7 protein-coding genes are annotated in these 18,393 nt (G+C 45.7%); 6 read left to right on the top strand and 1 reads right to left on the bottom strand.

The genetic code is table 11. The features are described 5' to 3' along the window. Positions 1 to 115: 115 nt before the first annotated feature. On the top strand, positions 116 to 1,678 hold the full coding sequence (locus tag QZ135_RS12270) for an arylsulfatase (RefSeq protein WP_294609388.1): 1,563 nt from the start codon (positions 116 to 118) through the stop codon (positions 1,676 to 1,678). 115 nt (positions 1,679 to 1,793) lie between these two features. Here the strand turns inward: QZ135_RS12270 and QZ135_RS12275 are convergent, their stop codons facing one another. Further along, entirely contained in the window at positions 1,794 to 5,690 is a 3,897-nt protein-coding gene (locus QZ135_RS12275; RefSeq protein WP_294609391.1) for a two-component regulator propeller domain-containing protein, read from the bottom strand. Between the two features lie 270 nt (positions 5,691 to 5,960). Between QZ135_RS12275 and QZ135_RS12280 the strand changes: the two genes are divergently transcribed. The 5 genes from QZ135_RS12280 (at position 5,961) to QZ135_RS12300 (ending at position 18,388) form a co-directional block, all read left to right on the top strand. Next, positions 5,961 to 9,185 (top strand): TonB-dependent receptor, encoded by a 3,225-nt coding sequence (locus QZ135_RS12280; RefSeq protein WP_294609394.1) that lies wholly within the window; start codon positions 5,961 to 5,963, stop codon positions 9,183 to 9,185. A gap of 28 nt (positions 9,186 to 9,213) precedes the next feature. Continuing rightward, positions 9,214 to 11,037, top strand: coding sequence for a RagB/SusD family nutrient uptake outer membrane protein (locus QZ135_RS12285; RefSeq protein ID WP_195208709.1), 1,824 nt, complete (start codon positions 9,214 to 9,216; stop codon positions 11,035 to 11,037). A 232-nt stretch (positions 11,038 to 11,269) separates the two neighbouring features. Beyond that, a complete protein-coding gene (locus QZ135_RS12290) occupies positions 11,270 to 12,853 on the top strand; it encodes a sulfatase (protein WP_294609399.1) in 1,584 nt (527 codons plus the stop codon). Between the two features lie 28 nt (positions 12,854 to 12,881). Continuing rightward, the gene (locus QZ135_RS12295; RefSeq protein WP_294609401.1) at positions 12,882 to 15,233 is read left to right on the top strand and encodes a glycoside hydrolase family 20 protein; all 2,352 of its coding nucleotides are present in this window, start codon (positions 12,882 to 12,884) and stop codon (positions 15,231 to 15,233) included. A gap of 125 nt (positions 15,234 to 15,358) precedes the next feature. Continuing rightward, positions 15,359 to 18,388: a glycoside hydrolase family 2 TIM barrel-domain containing protein gene (locus tag QZ135_RS12300; protein ID WP_294609441.1), complete on the top strand. Its 3,030-nt coding sequence runs from the start codon at positions 15,359 to 15,361 to the stop codon at positions 18,386 to 18,388. The last annotated feature ends 5 nt before the right edge of the window (positions 18,389 to 18,393 follow it).

Below are 18,393 nucleotides of genomic sequence, written 5' to 3' on the forward strand. Positions count from 1 at the left end.
GTAGGACAGCCTTATACCAAGGGAGAAGAGCCTTCGATAAACTCAGGATGACAGATACTATTGTAAAATAAAAAATGGATTAATTACGAATATCTACTTAGGAAATATATTTAATATGAAACAGATAGGTCTAACTTTAGGAGCAGGCTTCTTGGCTACTGTTTCTTTGTGTGCTAATGCGGCAAACAAGAATCCCAAACCTAACATTATCTTTATCCTCTGCGACGACATGGGATACGGAGATTTAGGATGTTACGGACAGAAATACATTGAAACGCCTAACATAGACCGTATGGCAGCCGAAGGCATGCTGTTTACACAAGCCTATGCCGGTAGTCCCGTAAGTGCCCCTTCCCGTGCTTCGTTGATGACGGGGCAGCATACAGGGCATACCCATGTGCGCGGAAATAAAGAATATTGGCAGGGAGTACCAACTGTAAAGTACGGGGTGAATGACGAATTTACCGTTGTCGGCCAGGAACCGTACGATGAAAACCATATCATTCTTCCTGAAATCATGAAGAAGAACGGTTATACTACGGGAGTCTTTGGCAAGTGGGCAGGTGGTTATGAAGGCTCTTGTTCCACGCCGGATAAGCGGGGTATTGATGAATTTTATGGTTATATATGCCAGTTCCAGGCTCATTTATACTATCCTAACTTTCTGAACAGATACAGCACACAGGAAGGAGACACAGGAGTTGTACGCATCCTGATGGAAGATAATATCAACTATCCGATGTTTGGTGACGACTACAGGAAACGTACCCAATATTCGGCAGACCTGATTCACGGTAAGGCGCTGGAATGGCTGGCCCAACAGGACGGAGAACAGCCTTTCTATGGCTTTTTCACCTACACCCTGCCGCATGCGGAACTTGTACAACCGAATGATTCCATATTGAAAGATTATAAGAAAAAGTTCTTTAGAGATAAAACCTGGGGAGGGGTTGAAGGTGGTCGCTATAATGCCACGGAACATACCCATGCCCAGTTTGCTGGTATGATTACCCGTTTGGACTACTACGTGGGTGAGGTTATGGAGAAATTAAAAGAAAAAGGACTGGACAAGAACACCATCGTCATTTTCAGCAGCGACAACGGACCTCACGAAGAGGGCGGGGCAGACCCGGAGTTCTTCGGGCGGGATGGGAAACTGCGCGGTCTGAAACGCCAATGTTACGAAGGCGGCATCCGGATTCCTTTCATTGTGCGCTGGCCGGAACGCATCTCCGCCGGTTCGGTAAACGACCACCAGTTAGCATTTTATGACATTATGCCTACATTTTGCGAATTAATAGATGACAAAGGCTTCCCGAAGAAGTATATCAACAAGAAGTTAGAAGGTGACTGTTTCGACGGTCTTTCTTTTGCCTCTACTTTATTAGGCAATGCCGACAAACAGCAGAAACATGATTTCCTCTATTGGGAATTCCATGAAACAGACCAGATGGCTGTTCGCATGGGAGACTGGAAACTGGTAGTCAAGAAAGGGAAGCTCCATCTGTACGACCTTGCAAAGGATATTCACGAAGATGCCGATATAGCGGCGCAACATCCGGATGTTGTGAAACGGATACTTGAAGTTATCCGGCAGGAACATAGAGAAAACAAGATGTTCCCGGTGACATTGCCGGAATATGCCCTATACGAACAGGAAAATTGCGGTTTATTATAACTGTTTGAAAATGTGATTGATGAATAGTGTAATTGCCGTTACTGCTTTGCCTACATTTTGCCGTTGTGTTGGCAAAAATAGGGTTATTGTGATATCATAATTAACTCAAAGTCTTTCAGGAGTGTTTCTCCTTATATTGCGTTGGCGAACATCCCATATACTGTTTGAATACCGTACTGAAATAGCGTGATGTAGAGACCCCCGTCTGATCCGCTATCTCATTTATGCTGAGGGCACTGTGTGTAAGCAACCATACAGCCTTTTCCATCCTGATTTTAGTAATATAATCATTTGCCCCCATTCCGGTCAGTGCCTTCAGCTTGTTGTAGAGGGAAGCACGGCTAATGCCCAGCTCTGTGCAGAGTAGCGGTACTCCCATTTGCGGATTCTCCAGATTATCTGAAATGGTTTTATTCATTCGTTTGAGAAATATTTCGTCTGCCGAACTGAATGTACTTTCCTGTGGCTGAGGCAATGGCCCCGCTTCCGCATAGCGAGTCCGCATCCGCTCACGGTTTTTCAGTTGGCTTTGGATGATGGTGTGAAGTATGCTGACCTCAAAAGGCTTCGTCAGATAAGCATCGGCTCCGTTCTTGTAGCCGAAAATCTGGCTTTCCTCATCATTGCGGGCGGTCAGCAGAATAATAGGGATATGGCTGATTTCCAGGTCTTCCTTGATGTGCTTGCACAACTCATACCCATTCATGCGTGGCATTTGTATGTCGCTGACAACTATATCCGGATATGATTCCCGACAAATGCGCAGCGCTTCTTCGCCGTCATAAGCTACCCATATTTTCTTGAATTTGCCTTTCAGTGCTTCGGACAAATAGTCAGTCAAATCCTTGTTGTCATCTACTATGAGCAGCGTGTTGTTCATGGTTTCCTCTTTTACGGCTGTTTCTTCCGGAACACTTTCCACTTCCTGGGTAGGAGCTAACAACTCATTCAGATAAGGTTGGGGTTGCAAGGTTACTTTCCCGGGCTGCACGTTGCGGGGCAACTCAAACCAGAAGGTTGCTCCGGGTGCGGTTTCGTGGTCATAAGCACCGATGCTCCCGCCATGCTGCTCGGCCAGAATCTTGGAATAGGAAAGACCGATACCTGTACCCGGGCGGCTGTTGTTACCTTGATAGAATCGGATAAAGAGATTGTTTATATCTATGTCCTTTAAGCCGGGACCTTCATCGGCTACAGAAATGCGTACGTTGCTCTGGTCTTCGGACAAACTTACGGATACACTGATTTGCCCGTTTTCGGAATTGTATTTCAGTGCATTGATAAGCAGGTTCGTCAGGATGGTGGTGCATTTCTCCTTGTCAAAACAGAGGGTGTCTACTTCTTTGTCCGGATTGTAAACAATGGAAATTCCTTTCATTGTTGCCTCCGGCCGAAAATCATCAATAAGTTGTTCCACCCACGGGTTCAACTCTACGTTCTCTACATGCAGGGTGCTTTGTCCCATTTCCATTTTCCGTACATTCAGCACCATGTTCAGAAGCTCTTTCATGCGTCCGGACTGTTTGCTGATGCTTTGTATAATAGGGTATTTTTCATCCTCCGGTGATAAGGTTGCCAACAGTTGTTTTAGCGGGGCATGTATCAGGGTTAGCGGAGTGCGCAATTCATGGTTGATGTTGATAAGGAAGCGCACTTTTTCTTCATACACTTGTTGCTCATGCTCTTTCATGGCCCATTTCAGCTTGTTTTCTTTGCGGCGCAGCAGGGAGAAGAATACGAGTACAATGCCGGAGAATACCACTATGATGCAACTGATTGTGAACCAGCCGGATTTATACCAGGGCGGAAGTACTATTAATTCCAGTATTTGGTAATCTTCCGTCCATCCTCCACTGCGGGTGCTGCATGCAGCCATTACTTGATAAGTTCTTGCAGGCAAACCGCTGAGTGTCAGTTCCGGTTGATAAGAGTAGATGACTTGCCCCTCCATTCCCCGCAGGGTGTAGCGATACATGGGTTTGCGGAAGATATCTTTGTCGTGGGCGATAATCTTTATGGATATGGGTTTGCTTTGTTCCGGAACTTTCAGGCTTTGTCCAGTGTTAATCAGGGTGTTCATGCGTTCTCCGCCCACCGATACATCAGCCAGTTCCAGCACGGGCGGAGTTGTTGACTCGTCGGGAAGTTGCTTGTTGACACAGAGCAGGCCGTTGACACCACCCATGTAGATATCGCCTTGGGCAGATAACAACCGTGGCTTTTCCAGATACTCATTCAGAATCACTCCGTCAGATTCTCCGTAGAGGATGAACTCTCCTTCGTGAATGAGGTGGGCAAACAGTTTTCCGTCAGTCCCCAGCCATACGCGGCCCCGTTTATCACAAATCAATGAATTGATTTCATTAATCAGGCTGTTGGGAATATTGACATGTTCTTGCTTTTCGATGGAGTAACGGCTGAGGCCGTAATTGCTTCCTATCCAGAAAACCCCGCTTTCATCGATGGCTATGGAATTGAATATGGTGTCTCCTTGACAACTGAAGAGAGTTTCCAATACATTTTTCCGGGAGTCTATGCGGTAGATGCGTTTAAAATCGTGCAGGTAGGAGACAGGTCCTTCGCTCTCTATCGACAACATGGTACCGATAATCTCTTTAGTGTATTTGTCTAGTGAAATAGGGGTGAATTCTTTCTTACCTATGTGGTAACTATAAGGCGATTCGGCAAGTAATAAAATGGTTTCGGGTGTGTTTTGGAATACGTTTACGGTTTTTCCACGCTTGCACATCAGTTCGTTGATGCTGTCATTTACGATAATGAGTGGCTGGTAATTTCCGGTTTTCCTGTCGAAGAAGAACAATCCTTTGCTAAACAGGGATACTAATAACCGTTGTTTGTCCACTCCTGTGATAGAAGATACTTTGTCTCCCCATGTAGACATGACGTGATGGAATTTCTTGTTGCCGGGATGAAGACTGTTGATTCCACCGCCGTCTGTCCCGATCCAGATTTCGTCATCTTCGTCCTGATAGATGCATAAGATTGATTTCTCACTTAATCCGTATTCCGTGCCGGGCAGGGCATCCGAGTAAATCTTCATCCCTACTTCCTTAATGCTGATTAGTCCTCCGCGTACACTGCCTGCCCACATACTATTGTTAGCGTCAGCGTACAGATAAAGAATGGAATTGACCGGCAGAGAGTAAGGATCGCCCGGAGTATGTGACAGGACGGACATCTCGTCGTTTTCCGGATTTAATATATAAATGCCTGCACCGTCCGTTCCAATCCAGATGTGTCCGTCATTTTCGGCCAGTGAGAGCACGACGTTGGTTTGCAAAGGGGAGTTCCCGCTGTGGTAGGAGTGCAGAAGTTTGCCATTCCGGTCGTAGCACCTCACTCCTTGATGATAAGGAGCTATCCATATATTCCCATCCTTGTCGATAAGAGTGGAGATTAATTCGTTACTTTCAAAAGGGACAGGCCGTGTCTGACCGGTAGGTACGTCAATGAGTAATGCGTGGTTCCAGCGGTTACTGCACAATAGGGTGTGGTCGTCCCACTTTTGTAAGTTGGTAATATTGTATTTATTATTAGGTGTCAGAGGATATAAGAATTTGATTTTCCGGTTGGCATAGTCATATTTATAGAGTCTTCCGTTACCACCGAACAACACGCCGTCGGTCCACGGGCAGATGGAAGTCACGGTCACCGGGTTGTTGTCTTCGTCGCGTGCCTGGAGGAATTTGTCTTCCTGATAATCGTAGTAGAATAAACCTTTGGGAGTAATGGTCCAGATGGTATGTTCTTTATCTTCAATAATATGGGTGATATTTCCCAATAGATATTTCCTTAGTTCGTAGCCGTCGAAACGTCCGATACCCAGCCTCGTTCCCATCCATACGTATCCCTTCTCCTGGCTCACAACCAGGCAGCGGACCGAAGAGGACAGGCCGTTTTGCGTACTTATCTGCTGGAAAGCGTATTGTTTATTGCCGGCTGCTTTATCCGGAAAGAGCGATAATAGGAACAATACTAGTGTGGTTAACATGGTTTTTCTCATGGTGTTGTGCAAAGATTGGAACAAAAATAAACTTTTGTATCGAACCATACAAAACAAAAGGCAGGAATCTGATGGGAAGAAACTCCAATTTTGTCTATTTTTAGCTCCAAATTTGGCTATACCTCTGCTGGAAGGCTGTAGGTAGTCAATTTTGGATTTAGTAATAGTGATTATTGTACCGGTGCTCCTTCTGTTTCGCTTTACATTTGCATCGAAATTAATGTTAACAATAGTCTTTACTAATTTAAATTTAATTCTATGAGACAGAAGCTATTTAATGTTTTTCTAACATGTCTGCTCTGCTTGACAACTACTGCTGCCGCTTATGCACAGCAACCCGTCAAAGTAACAGGTAAAGTGATTGACAACACCAATGAAGGTGTACCCGGTGTCAATGTACAAGTAAAAGGAGGATCGCTTGGGACGATTACCGATATTGACGGTAATTATAAGATTGATGTCCCCAACTCTAAATCAGTATTAGTTTTTTCTTTTATTGGTTATGTAACGCAGGAAATATCTGTGGGAAATCAGACTGTAATCAATGTATCTTTAAAAGATGATACGCAGTTGTTGGATGAAGTGGTAGTTGTCGGTTACGGTACTGCAAAGAAGAGTGATGTGACTGGTGCCACGAAAAGTCTTCGTCCTGATGCTAATGATGCTTCTAAAGCGTCATCTTTAAATAATCTTTTGCAAGGAAAAGTGGCAGGTCTGAATGTTAGTGCAACCATGTCTACTCCAGGTGCAGCCACATCTGTGACCATTCGTGGTGCCAACTCTCTTCGTGGTGACAATCAGCCGCTATATGTTATTGACAATATTCCTCAATCTTCAACAGGTGAATTTGCAGCATCTGCAATGGGTGGCAGTGACTTTCAGATTGCCCAGGATCCGCTGAGTGCCTTGAATCCAGCGGATATTGAAGACATAACAGTGTTGAAGGATGCTTCTGCAACAGCTATTTATGGTTCGCGCGGTGCTAATGGTGTAATCCTTATTACTACAAAGAAAGGTAAGGCAGGAAAGGCTAAAGTGAATGTAACAGCTAACTTTACAATAGCAAATGCACGTAATCTGCATGATATGATTAATCTGAATGAATTTGCTACTTATGCCAATATGAAAGTGAATCCGGGTGAAGAAAAATATTATCCTCAGGCAAACGGAGAAATGCGTTACGTATATGGAGAGAATCTGGACAGCTATAAGGCAGATCCTACCAATCCGGCAAACTACCGGGTGATTAACTATGTAGACTGGCAGAAAGAAGCATATAGCTCTGCCTTGTCTCAGATTTATTCGGCTTCTGTCAGTGGTGGTTCTGATGCTGTGCAATATTATGTTTCTGCAAACTTCAAGAATATCAAAGGTATTGTAGAAAATACTGGAATCAAGCAAGGTGACTTGCGCTTGAACCTGACAGCTAACTTGTCGAAGGCGGTGAAACTGACCCTCAACATGAATGGTTCATTACAGCAAAATGATATGATGACCGGTGGTAATACAACCGGAGGCGTTGCTGGCTCTTTGGCACGTACGGTGTTGGATACTGCTCCCTATCGCACTCCGTCGGATGACCCGTCGTTGTTGGATAATATGGATGCGAAGACAAATGTGGATAGTTGGAAGAATGACTATGATGACATCATAAACGATAAGAAGTTCAATGCAAGTGCTGATTTGCTTTGGAAGATAAACAAACATTTCTCTTATAATCTTCGTGCCGGTGGTGGCGTTTCTGTTAATGACCGTAATCGTTGGTATGGTATGACATTGACTATTGGTGCTAATGATGAAGGCGTATTGGCTGTTTCCAACACAGATAAGTCTAACTATAGTATTGAGAATATCCTGAATTACAATGTTGATCTGACTAAGAAAATTCATTTGGATGCAACGGCCGGTCTGACTTATGATGTCCATACCTTCCTGAACAAGAATGTAAAGGGTACCCGTTTCTCTAACTTCGATTTACGTACGAAAGGTTTGCATCTGGCTTCAATTATTAAACATGACCAGCCGACTCAGAAAGATTATCAGTTACTTTCTTATCTGGGTCGTGTGAATCTCTCTGCCTATGATAAATATCTGTTGACGGCCTCTTTACGTGCTGATGGTTCAAGTAAGTTCAAAAAAGGTAAGCGTTGGTCTTATTTCCCTTCTTTCTCAGCTGCATGGCGCATTGAACAGGAAGAATTCGTTAAAGATATTAAATGGTTGAGCCAACTGAAAGTACGTGCCGGTTATGGTGTGACGGGTAATCAAGGAATTGATCCTTATGCCACATTCTCTGATTATTCGCAGATTATAGACTATGCTCAGGCTACGGGTGACCGTTTATTGGCAATGGCTGTAAGTAACTTACAGAATGATGGTTTGAAATGGGAACGTACTTCTTCATGGAATGCGGGTATTGATTTCGGATTCTTCAACGGACGTCTTTTTGGTACGGTAGATGTGTATACGAAAAAAACGAATGATTTGCTGATAAAACGTAATTTACCGGCTTCCAGTGGGTTTGCCAATGTAATGGTGAACCAAGGTTCTTTGACAAATAAGGGTATTGAGTTTTCTTTGGATGGAGAAATTCTGCGTAATTCCAAAGGATGGAGTTGGAGCCTTGGTGCCAATATCGGTTTCAATAAGTCTAAAATTGGAGACCTGGGATTTGAACCAACCGATTTCGGTATGCTGAAAAACGTGCGTGGTTATGAAGGTGCAGCTATTAGTGACCATTTTGGCATTGCAAATTTGTTTATTGCAGGTATGGCTCCGGGTATATTTTATGGTTATAAAACGCAGGGAATCATTCAACCGGAAGATATTGTAAATGGTGAGGTGTCTTATATTGCGGCTGATGGTACTACTAAAACTTATAAGAGTTCTACTGCCAATGATATGACCCCCGGTAGCATTAAATGTATTGATATGAATGAAGATGGTGTGGTAGACGAAAAGGATAAAGACATGCTCGGTGATCCGAATCCTGACTTTACCTATGGTTTCAATACCCGCATTACCTGGAAAGATATTTCTTTGTCTGCTACCTTTAACGGTGTATATGGTAATGATATCCTGAACTCGAATATTCGTTACTATACGCCATCTAAACAAGCAGGTAATCTGACTCGTGAGGCTTATCAGGGCATGTGGACGGAAGCCAATCATTCTAACCTTTACCCTGCTGCTACAACGAATATAAAGAATGTGGTTTATGACCGTTATATTGAAGATGGTAGTTTTCTGCGTTGCTCTGATATTACATTGAATTATGTATTGCCTAAAACTTGGATGAAGAAGATAGGATTTGAGAATACAAGTGTGTTTGCTTCTGTGAAAAATGCTTTCGTTATCACTAGCTATAGCGGCTATGATCCTGAAATCAATAGTTTCGCATTTGAAGGCCTTCGCCCGGGTATCGATATGAATGCTTTCCCGAGCATGCGTTCATTTGTGTTTGGATTAAATGTTACTTTCTAAGTGGTTAACTGATAAATTTGATTGAGATATGAAAAAATTTAAATATATATTATTAGTTGCAGGCGCATTGTCATTTAGTGCTTGTGAATCATGGCTGGACGAAGACCCCCAGTATACAGTGAACTCGAAGAACCAATTCAGTACGGCAGAGAATGCACAGCGTGCTCTTTTAGGATGCTATGGTTATATGAGTGCTGATAATGCTTATGGACAAGCATGGCAAGAGGTTATGATGGGATATAGTGGCTTTGGCTATCCTCAGACGAATGGATCATCGGCAGATTTGTTGGCATCTATGAAGGGAAAACCAATTGATGAAACCCTCAACGGCATGGCATGGAAAGGTATGTATAAGGTGATAGGTGAGGTGAATGCCTTTGTTGCAAATGTTGAAGGAAGTCCTTTGGATGGAGCAATAAAAACTAAAATGGAGGCGGAAGCCCGTTTCCTACGTGCATTGGCTTACTACAATTTGGCAGTCGTTTACGGAGATGTCCCATTGAAGACTACTCCTTCGGCTCATGATGCGCTGGAAATACCTCGTTCTCCAAGAGCGACAGTCTATGAACAAGCGCGTACAGACTGGGAGTTTGCTTATGAAAATTTGCCGGAAACATCTGATGACGGCTTTGCAAACAAGTATGCTGCAAAAGCATATCTGGGTAAGTTGTATTATACTTTAGCTTGTCAGGGAGATGAAGGAGCATGGGCACAAGCAAAAGCTTGTTTTGATGAGGTATATGGCAAATATGCATTGGAACAGAATTTTGGCAATTTATTTGCCAACTATGTGCAAGGCTCAAAAGAGGCTATCTTTCAGCTCAATTTTGCTTTGGCTGGGTCCAGTACACGTAATAGAGGCAGTTGGCTGATTGCGCCGGCTGGTGCAACTAATGGACAGAGTTTCGGACGAATCCGTGCTTCTAAAGTGTTGCTTGATTACTTTATGGCTACGTATCCGGGTGATCCCCGCATTGATGTTTCTTATTTGTCTAACTGGAAAACTTATAAAGGTGTGGGACAAGGTCCGAAACCTCTGGAAGAACCGATTGCAACTCCGCGTGACTCCGGTTATTCTTATCCCTATTTTACCTATACTATACCGGGAGAAGAAATACCTGCTGGTTGGAAAAAGGTTAAACTGTATGTTGCCAAATTACCTTATGAAAAATTTGCTAATCCGGCATCTCCTACTATGGAAGAGATTAATGCCATCATTGGCGATGCCACTACCGGTTATCAGAAAGGTTTGAAAGGCTTTATTGAAAACTGTACGCAGAAACCTTCTGTTAACACGCAGTCATGGCCTTACTATAAGAAAGCATTTGATCCGGAGCAGAGCGGAAATAATAGCCATAAGAACTTGATTATTTATCGCTATGCGGATTTACTACTGATGATGGCAGATGTTTATAATGAATTGGGTGATAAGGGTAAAGCGATAGATTTGGTAGATGAAGTGTTGGCAAGAGCTCGTCGTTCAGGCACTACTGTTTCTGCCCAACCTGCAAGATGGGACTCTAGCTTGACAAAAGAACAAATACGTGAGAAAATCTTCTTTGAACGTTTACTGGAAGGAGCCGGTGAACCGGAGATGTATCAGAATATGCGTATGCGGGGTACCGAGTTCTTTAAGAAAGCACTGGAATTGAATAATAATCATGGTATCATCAAGGAGAGTGTAGCCAAAAATCCGCAGGGTAATGGCAACTGGGGAGAACGTATTTTTAATAATGGAAACCTAAATGATCCGGACTTCCTGAAGAAAAATCTGCTGTTGCCGATACCGAAGGAGGAAATCGATACGAACTCGGCTTTGGACTACACGGATAATAACTTCGGTTATTTTTAATGTGACGAATTGGTTTTTTCAATAGGCTAATATAACCTAACATTTCGGAAGCAGACAGCGCATCTTGTCTGTTCTGCTTCCGGTTTTGTCTTCGCTGCTTTTAATTTTGTCTTTTTGTTGCTTTAGATATACCCGAAATGGTGAATTTTGGATATGATAAAGATATTCTTGAACATTGCTCTTATCCATTACGCGTACTTTTGGGCAATTAAACTACTAAAGATTTCCGACCATGAAAAACTTACAATCAGGATTACTCTATTCCCTGACCGGTGCCGCTGCTGTGGCATCCTTGGCCTCATGCTCTGCCCAAAAGAAGGCTGAAGAGCAGAAGCAATACAACATTGTATACATCATGACGGATGACCATACAGCCCAGATGATGAGCTGCTATGACCACCGTTATATGGAAACACCGAACCTGGACCGCATTGCTGCCGATGGAGTACGTTTCACCAACAGTTTTGTTGCCAACTCATTGAGCGGACCCAGCCGTGCCTGTATGATTACGGGCAAGCACAGTTGTGCCAATAAATTCTACGACAACACCACTTGCGTGTTCGATGCTTCACAGCAGACATTTCCTAAACTCTTGCAACAAGCCGGTTATGAAACAGCCCTCATTGGTAAATGGCACCTCGAAAGCCTGCCTACCGGCTTCAACTATTGGGAGATTGTGCCCGGACAGGGCGATTATTATAACCCGGCTTTCATCACCCAGGATAATGATACGATACAGAAACATGGTTATGTAACGAACCTCATCACCGATGACGCCATCAACTGGATGGAGAATCAGCGGGATAAGGACAAACCATTCTGTATCCTGATCCATCACAAGGCCATCCACCGCAACTGGCTGGCAGATACCTGCAATCTGGCACTTTATGAGGATAAAACTTTCCCGTTGCCGGACAACTTCTTTGACGGTTATGAAGGACGCCCCGCTGCTGCGGCACAGGAGATGAGCATCGTGAAGGATATGGATATGATTTACGACCTCAAGATGCTGCGACCCGACAAAGAAAGCCGCTTAAAGTCTATGTATGAGAAATACATCGGTCGCATGGACGAAGGACAGCGTGCCGCATGGGATAAATTCTACGGACCTATCATTGATGACTTCTATAAGAAGAATCCGCAAGGCAAGGAACTTGCCAACTGGAAGTTCCAACGCTACATGCGCGACTATATGAAGACCGTGAAGTCTCTGGACGACAACGTGGGGCGCGTGCTGGATTATCTGAAAGAAAAAGGTCTGGATGATAATACGCTCGTGGTTTACACCTCCGATCAGGGCTTCTATATGGGCGAGCATGGTTGGTTCGACAAGCGCTTCATGTACGAAGAGTCCATGCGTACTCCATTGATTATGCGTTTGCCGAAAGACTTTCAGCGTAAAGGAGATATTGACGAAATGGTGCAGAACATTGACTACGCACCTACCTTCCTTGAACTTGCCGGAGTGGAAGTGCCGGAAGATATTCAGGGCGTTTCCCTGATGCCACTGCTGAAAGGAGAGAAACCTGCCGACTGGCGAAAGGCTTTGTACTATCACTTCTACGAATATCCTGCCGAGCACATGGTGAAACGCCATTATGGTGTGCGCACCGACCGCTACAAACTGATTCATTTCTATAATGATATCGATGAATGGGAACTGTATGACTTGCAGGCCGACCCCACCGAGATGCGCAACATCTACGGACAAGCGGGGACGGAAGAAATCATCAAAGACCTGAAAGCGCAACTAACCGCATTGCAGGAACAATATAATGATCCTGTACGCTTTTCGCCCGAGAGAGATAAAGAATGAGTTTTTAATAGCTAATGAGAAAGACCTTATGAAATATAGAACTATTTATGCACTGGTGTGCCTGCTGCTTCTGGCAGTAGCAAACATCCAGGCTGATAACTTGACACAATCCATTTCCTTAGTTCCCTGCCCGGTCAGTATAGTGCCGGGCACGGGTAACTTTCATTTCTCTGCAAAAACAACCTTTGCTGTGGAGAACGAGGAACAAGCTGTAGAAGTACGCCGCTTTACTGCACTTCTTATCCATGCGGCAGGTTTTACTCCCCGTATAAAGGTGGGAAGCAAGAAAGGAGACATCTGTCTGACTACGGATGCCTCTTTGAAGAGCGAATCCTATAAACTGGAGATTACGTCCAAGAGAATAAACATTCATGCTGCCGATGTGCAAGGTTTCTTCTATGCCCTGCAAAGTATCCGACAATTGCTGCCCGCCGCCATTGAGACGGCTTCGGCTCCGGCATCAACATTGGCTTCCCCTTCAACCTTGGCCAACATCGACTGGACAGTTCCGGCAGTCACTATCACCGATCAGCCCCGTTTCGGTTATCGCGGATTGTTGGTAGACGTGGCACGGTTCTTCTCCCCTAAGGAGAACCTGCTGCGTATCATCGACTGCATGGCTATGCTGAAACTGAATAAACTGCATTTCCATCTGACGGATGATAACGGCTGGCGCATTGAAATCAAGAAATATCCCGAACTTACGGAGATAGGTTCCCGCCGTGTAGACCGTCCGGGCAAGAACTTTCCCGACCGCCGCAATCCCCGCCAAGGCGAGTCTACGGTAGCAAAGGGATACTATACGCAGGGCGAGATTCGTGAGATAGTGGCCTATGCCGGGGAACGCCACATCGAAGTGATTCCCGAGATAGAAATGCCAGCGCATAGCAATGCCGCACTGGCTGCTTATCCGTTGCTGGCGTGTCCGGTGGTGAATAAATATATCGGCGTGTTGCCCGGTTTGGGCGGAGAGAACGCCGATGTCATCTTCTGTGCCGGAAACGATAGTGTATTCACTTTCCTGCAAGATGTGCTGGATGAGGTACTCGAACTTTTTCCTTCAAAGTATATTCATTTGGGTGGAGATGAGGCGCGAAAGACGCATTGGGAAAACTGTCCGTTGTGTCAGGCGCGGATGAAGGAAGAGAAACTGGCGAATGAAGAAGAACTGCAAGGCTACTTCATGGGCCGCGTGGCGCGCTATGTGCAGAGCAAAGGCCGTGAGGTGATAGGCTGGGATGAACTGACGAATGCTACTATCCCCGACGATTTCATCATCTTGGGTTGGCAGAAGTATGGCGAAGCGGCGGTGAAAGCTGCCGAACTGGGACATCGTTTCATCATGACGCCCGCCCGGATTATGTATCTCATCCGCTATCAGGGGCCGCAATGGTTTGAGCCGTTGACGTATTTCGGAAACAATACCTTGAAGGATGTATACGACTATGAACCGATACAAAAAGACTGGTCGCAACATACTGTTTCCCTTCTGATGGGAGTGCAGGCCTGCATGTGGACGGAGTTCTGCAATACTCCCGAGGATGTGGATTATCTTTTATTCCCCCGTCTATCCGCATTGGCCGAGGTAGCTTGGACAAAGCCGGAATGTAAGAACTGGAAGTCTTATCTGGCGGCTATGGACCGCTTCAACGAACATCTGGCTGCGAAAGGCATTGTTTACGCCCGTTCCATGTACAACATTCAGCAGACGGTGATACCGAAGAACGACCGTCTGGAGGTGAAGTTGGATTGTATCCGTCCGGATATGGAAGTGCGTTACACGATGGATGGCAGTCAGCCCACAGCACAATCCGCCCTCTATACCCGGCCATTGGTGCTCACGGGTACGAAAACAATAAAAGCTGCCACTTTCTCTGTAGGCAAGCAGATGGGACAAACCTTGGAACTGCCTGTTGTGTGGAATCCGGCAACGGCAAAAGCAATAAAGAGCATCGGTGCTGACAATATCGGTCTGCTGGTGAACGGTGTGCGGGGAAGTTTGAAATATACCGATTCCGAATGGTGCTCATGGATGAAGAACGATACCGTTTCCTTCACTCTTGATTTGAAGAAGTCTGAAAACGTGAACCGGTTGATATTGGGTTCCATCACCAATTACGGTATGGCAGCGCATAAACCTGCAAGGATAGAAGTGCTGATTTCGGCGGATAATAAAGACTACCGCAAGGTCTCCGAGAAGTCGTTTACGAAGGATGACATTTTTCGCGAAGGCACTTTCCGCGAGGATATTCTGTTTGAGATAGGAGAGAAGGCACGCTACATCCGCATCGTGGCATATGGGGCAGGTGATTGTCCTTTCACCCATGTACGTCCGGGACAGGAAGCTCGCATCTATTTTGACGAAGTCATAGTGGAATAAAGACCGTTGACGCATTACTAATAGAAACGAGTCTAATAAAGTAGTAGTATCTTAATAGAAAAGCAGGTATGATAAAGAATATACTTTTGAGTTTGATAGCCATATGTTCCGTTTCTGTTGCCATGATGGCGCAGCCGGAGTGGCAGAGCCAGTATGCCGTCGGAAAGAATAAATTGGCACCACACGCCTATGTGTGGCCCTATGAAACGGCAGATGCCCTGCACAGCGGCAACTACGAACAGTCACCTTACTACATGAGCCTGAACGGTACATGGAAATTCCATTGGGTGAAGAACCCCGACCTCCGACCGAAGGATTTCTATAAACCTTCTTTCTACACCGGCGGGTGGGCGGACATCAACGTCCCTGGCAACTGGGAACGCCAAGGATACGGCACGGCTATCTACGTGAACGAAACCTACGAATTCGACGATCCCCTGTTCAACTTCAAGAAGAATCCGCCACTGGTGCCTTACGAAGAGAATGAAGTAGGCTCCTATCGCCGTACCTTTATCATACCTGAGAACTGGAAAGACCGTCGCATTGTAATCTGCTGCGAAGGTGTGATTTCTTTCTATTATATTTGGGTGAACGGTCATCAATTGGGCTACAATCAAGGCTCAAAGACTCCTGCCGAATGGGACATCACCGACTATGTCAAAGAAGGTGAGAACACCGTAGCGCTCGAAGTCTATCGCTGGAGTGCCGGTTCCTATCTGGAGTGTCAGGATATGTGGCGTCTGAGTGGTATTGAGCGCGATGTCTATCTTTACAGCACTCCCCGCCAGTTTATTTCCGATTATAAAGTGACTTCTTCCTTGAATAAACAGACGTACAAAGAAGGGCTTTTAGTTCTCGAAGCTACTGTTGAAGGGGCGTCGGACGGTGTGTCTGCTTTGGAATATACGCTGGAAGACCCTTCCGGAAAAATAATATTGAAAAAAGAAATGCCTGTAAAGAGCCGTGGCTTGAGTAATTTTATTACTTTTGACGAACAGACTCTGCCGAATGTGAAACGTTGGAGTGCGGAACATCCTAATCTTTATTCACTAACCTTGGCGTTGAAGAACGCTGACGGACAAGTGACACACCTGACAGGGTGCAACGTCGGTTTCCGCACTTCTGAAATTAAGGATGGACGCTTCTGTATCAACGGTGTGCCTGTGTTGGTGAAAGGTGCCAACCGTCACGAACATTCCCAGTTGGGACGTACAGTCAGTAAAGAATTGATGGAAGAAGATATCCGTCTGATGAAACAACATAACCTGAATACAGTGCGCAATTCGCATTATCCGACCCATCCGTATTGGTATCAGCTTTGCGATCGCTACGGACTTTATGTGATAGATGAAGCAAACATCGAATCGCACGGTATGGGATATGGCGCTGCATCGCTGGCTAAAGATAGTACCTGGCTGCCTGCCCACATGGATCGCACTCAGCGCATGTACGAGCGCAGCAAGAATCATCCCGCCATCGTCATTTGGTCATTGGGTAATGAAGCGGGCAACGGCGTCAACTTCGAACGGACGTATGATTATATGAAATCCATCGAAACCACCCGCCCCATCCAGTACGAGCGTGCCGAGCAGAACTATAATACGGATATCTACTGCCGCATGTACCGCAGCGTGGAAGAACTTCTTGCTTATGCCCGCCAGACGGAGCCGAAAGTTTACCGTCCCTTCATCATGACCGAATATCTGCATGCTATGGGCAATAGTTGTGGCGGCTTACGCGAATACATGGAAGTCTTCGAAACGGAACCTATCGTTCAAGGTGGTTGCATCTGGGACTGGGTGGATCAGTCGTTCCGTGAAATAGATGCCGATGGTCGCTGGTACTGGACTTACGGCGGCGACTACGGGCCCAAAAACATACCCAGCTTCGGTAACTTCTGTTGCAACGGCTTGGTGAATGCTGTTCGTGAACCACATCCGCATTTGCTTGAAGTGAAGAAGGCTTATCAATATATCAAGGCGGAACTGGTAGATAGTAAGAAACTAACCCTGAGTATCAAGAACTGGTACGACTTCACTAACCTCAACGCTTACACACTGCACTGGCAGGTGGTTGGTGATAATGGCCGGGTGATTGCCGACGGCGCGCGTCAGGTAGATGCCGCCCCGCATGCTACGGTGGAAGTGACATTGGGTGCCGTGCGCCTGCCTTCTGATGTCCGCGAAGCTTGGCTCAATCTGAGTTGGACACCCGTTGAGGCTACTCCTTCCTCCGCCGACGCCTTCGTCTCCTCCCTTCTTGGTCCCGGTCATGAAGTGGCCTACGACCAGTTCCCCCTTACCGGAAACCGGAACTACCGTGCTACTGAGGCAAAACTCTCCGGTAAAGTGGAGATGAATATTGACCCGGAAACGGGAGCGTTACGCTCCTATATATATAAAGGTGAAGAAATGCTGGCTTCTCCCGTGATGTTGAGTCTCTACCGCCCTGCTACCGATAATGACAATCGTGAAAAAGTGGGTGGTGCCAAAGCCTGGAAGAAAGCCGGACTGGATAAACTGACGCAACGCGCCCTTTCGGTCAAGACTACTGCCCGTGGCGGACGCAGTGAAGTGGAATTGCTGAATGCCCGTAATGAGCGTCTCGGCATTGCCACCTTCATCTATACATTGAAGAAAGATAGAGCGCTGGATGTGCAGACGCATTTCGTTCCCGATACTGCTGTTGTTACTTCATTGGCACGTGTGGGACTTGCTTTTGAAATGCCTGATGCTTATAGCCAGGTTACTTACTTGGGACGCGGGGGACATGAAACGTATATTGACCGTAATGAGTCCGGCCGTATCGGCATTTATCATACGGATGTAGAACGTATGTTCCACTATTATGTCCGTCCGCAAGCTACGGGGAATCGTACGGATGTCCGTTGGATGCAACTTGCTGATGAGGCAGGAGAGGGATTGGCTTTCCGTTCCGACACTCCATTTCAGTTCAGTGTCATTCCTTTCACGGATGAATGTTTGGATGCAGCGACACATATTAATCAGTTGCGACGTGAAGGAGTTGTGACTGTACATTTGGATGCTGCGCAGGCGGGTGTGGGTACAGCGACTTGCGGTCCTGGTGTACTACCCCGGTATCGGGTACCTGTGCAGGAATATATGTTCCGGTTTACAATTCAACCATTGAAGTAATACCA

It is taken from the genome of uncultured Bacteroides sp. (assembly GCF_905207245.1).
In the GTDB taxonomy this organism is placed as follows: domain Bacteria; phylum Bacteroidota; class Bacteroidia; order Bacteroidales; family Bacteroidaceae; genus Bacteroides.